The following is a 2,485-nucleotide window of genomic DNA, read 5'->3' on the forward strand; positions in this document are numbered from 1 at the left end:
GTTGCCGATCGCAACGGACGGACACATCGCGAAACATTTTTTTGGGCGTATCGCGATTTCGTCTTGAAGTTGTATGCGGGTTAACGTTCTATGAATGCCGAAGGAGGGCAGTGGGGCTGCTTCCGATTATCTGCGGCAGAACTATACATCCGCTCTCTCGTATTGCACTTTTGTGCAACCGGAGCGGGTAGTATGCAGATGACCGGTCTTTTTGCGTCGGCAGACACGCGGCCCTGACGGGGCTGCAGGCCGCCACGGCAGGCTCACTCCTCATGATCGCAATGCGCCCGTTGGGCGGATCGAAACTAGGGAGCGAGAGCCATGGCAAAGAGCGCGAACGAAACGGCGGCCGCCGCCAAGCCGGCATTGAACGGGATCAAGGGCGGGGCTGCGGCCGGGCCGACGGATGCGAAAGAGCGCGCGCTCGATCCGCAAGTGCTGGCGCAAATTGCCGCGTTCAAGATGCGGATCCAAGCCGGCGTCGGCGAGGTCGTCCTCGCCATGCTCAACCTGCCGCGCTACCGCAACCAGACCCTGGCCGACGTCATGCACCTCGTCGTCGAGCCGATGACGCGCGACCGCATCGCCATCGCCAAGGCCGGCGGCGAGGGCAAGGTCGAGGAGACCGCCGGCATCGCGATCTGGGCCAGCGTCTCCGACGAGGTCGACGCCAAGATCCGCGAGCAGATCCAGGCCCGCGTGTTTCCGGTCCGCCTCAAGGCCGAGGACTGGACCAGCGGCGAGACCACCTGGCTGCTCGACGTCATCGCCCCCTCGCAGAAGGTCGCCACCGCCGTGCTCGCGAACTTCAAGCAGGTGGTGAAGGACAAGCCGGTGCGGATCCATCCGATCGTGAGCCAGCTGGTCGATCCGGCGGTGCTGGAGAAGATGAAGGTGCGGCCGGTGGGGGAGGCGGGGGCAGAATAGTCCCTTAGCTTCTTGCCTGAGCGTGGTCGCTTTGGAAGATCGGTTCGTGCACTATCAAGGCCCATCCTCTCAAGAGAGACGAGATAGAAATGACTAGTGCGACCGAAACAGTCTGGGTGAGCGACTGCTTTCTGGATTCCTCGAACATATCGAAATTCAACCTGAATCCGGATGACGAGGGCAAGGACTACTGGAAAGACACCGAATTTCGAGAAGAAATGGATCGTCTGGACAAGCTGATGCGCAAGCACGAGGCCGGCGGCACATTGACGGAGGCGGAGCGTCCAAAGCGAGCTCACCCGAGGTACAAGGAACTCCGGTTTGAGAAGCTGCCTCATTTCTTTCGCGTCAATGCATTCATCGTCGTGTCCTCCGATTTCGCGAATGTGCTGGGCGGCTTCGACCTTGGAAAGGGCGGCTTGTCAAAGATCGAACTCTACCAGGGCAACCGCACAGAACTGGTGCCGGGTGATTGGTATTTTCTCAATCTCGGATGTCAAAAGCAGGCCTTTCGGCCCGACCGCTCCACTGGTGGATTTAACCATCCAGAGCTTTGGCCGAAGGACAAGTGGATGGTTAGTCACCCCAAAGACAACGAGATTGCGGTCAGTGCGTCCGCCCTTGAAGGTTGCGATCTCTGGACCGACGCAACGCTTGACGGGGCACTGTTCTTGAGCGGTCCGCTCGAAGCGGCGCTGAAAGCCGCCCAGCTCACCCGCAATGTGCGGCGAGCCAAATGCACCATCGTGTGAATCAAGATTGAGGGGCGATCATGGGCTCGGAGTCGACGCTTGTTCCGTTCCGTTTCTTCAATTTTCAGATTCATCATCTGATTCCAGAAGAAATCTTTGGTCAATTCGGGCAGCTCCTGAGTCGAAGCGGAATTTCGCTTGAAATGTGGGGCAATAAGATTGCCCTACCCTCGGGCGATGCGATGCAAGCTCTGTTTGCAGGAGCGGGCCAAGCGTTCAAGGACGTGTTGACCGCATCGGGGTGGGGCACAAGCCTGCACTACGGAAATCATCCGGGCTACAATGACTTCTTCCTGCAGAGCCTGCGCGCAATAGCGGCCGCAGGCTATTCGGCCGCTAACGAACGTCTCGCCGTCAACGATCTTTTATACTTTGCGAAGAGTGTTTCGGAAGGAAGGGTGGTCTTCAACGGAGCGACACTTTCAGTCAACGGTTCACTCAGTAGCGGCGCTGATTTGCTCGCTGCATATCAGGAATACAGGCTCTTCGATCCGGTAAGCCCGGACACGGCCAAGATTCAGAAGCTGACGAGCTTCGCGGACACCCTCAACAGGACTATCGTTGACGGAGGGAGCCTCGGCAACTCCGACGCCCGCTACAAGGCGGCACAGGCGCTCGCTGACAATCTGCGTGCCGCGGGCATGATAAATGATAAGTCCTATAGCACTTTCATGGAAAAGCTCGTCAAAGCCGGCACGAGCGATGGGCGCACTCTCGATCGGGCGGGACATATTTCCAACGCCATTATTGGTCTGCTTTCCGACGTCAAGACATCCTATTTCAAAGTTCCGAATTCTATACTCCAG

General features: G+C 58.2%; 3 protein-coding genes. 2 read left to right on the forward strand and 1 reads right to left on the reverse strand.

Annotation, left to right across the window (positions count from 1 at the left end; genetic code table 11):
- Positions 1–321 precede the first annotated feature (321 nt).
- Entirely contained in the window at positions 322–927 is a 606-nt protein-coding gene (locus UNPF46_RS29655; RefSeq protein WP_142252351.1) for a toxin-activating lysine-acyltransferase, read from the forward strand.
- Between the two features lie 89 nt (positions 928–1,016).
- Entirely contained in the window at positions 1,017–1,679 is a 663-nt protein-coding gene (locus tag UNPF46_RS29660; protein WP_142252352.1) for a hypothetical protein, read from the forward strand.
- 434 nt (positions 1,680–2,113) lie between these two features.
- On the opposite strand, the gene UNPF46_RS38380 is transcribed toward UNPF46_RS29660, so the two are convergent.
- Positions 2,114–2,410 (reverse strand): hypothetical protein, encoded by a 297-nt coding sequence (locus UNPF46_RS38380; protein WP_246668756.1) that lies wholly within the window; start codon positions 2,408–2,410, stop codon positions 2,114–2,116.
- Positions 2,411–2,485: the final 75 nt, after the last annotated feature.

It is taken from the genome of Bradyrhizobium sp. UNPF46 (assembly GCF_006658625.1).
Taxonomy (GTDB): Bacteria; Pseudomonadota; Alphaproteobacteria; order Rhizobiales; family Xanthobacteraceae; genus Bradyrhizobium; species Bradyrhizobium nitroreducens.

Coding starts and splice junctions, on each gene's coding strand:
- UNPF46_RS29655 (WP_142252351.1), top strand. CDS start 322: ATGGCAAAGAGCGCGAACGAAACGGCGGCCGCCGCCAAGCCGGCATTG.
- UNPF46_RS38380 (WP_246668756.1), bottom strand. CDS start 2,410: ATGTCCCGCCCGATCGAGAGTGCGCCCATCGCTCGTGCCGGCTTTGAC.
- UNPF46_RS29660 (WP_142252352.1), top strand. CDS start 1,017: ATGACTAGTGCGACCGAAACAGTCTGGGTGAGCGACTGCTTTCTGGAT.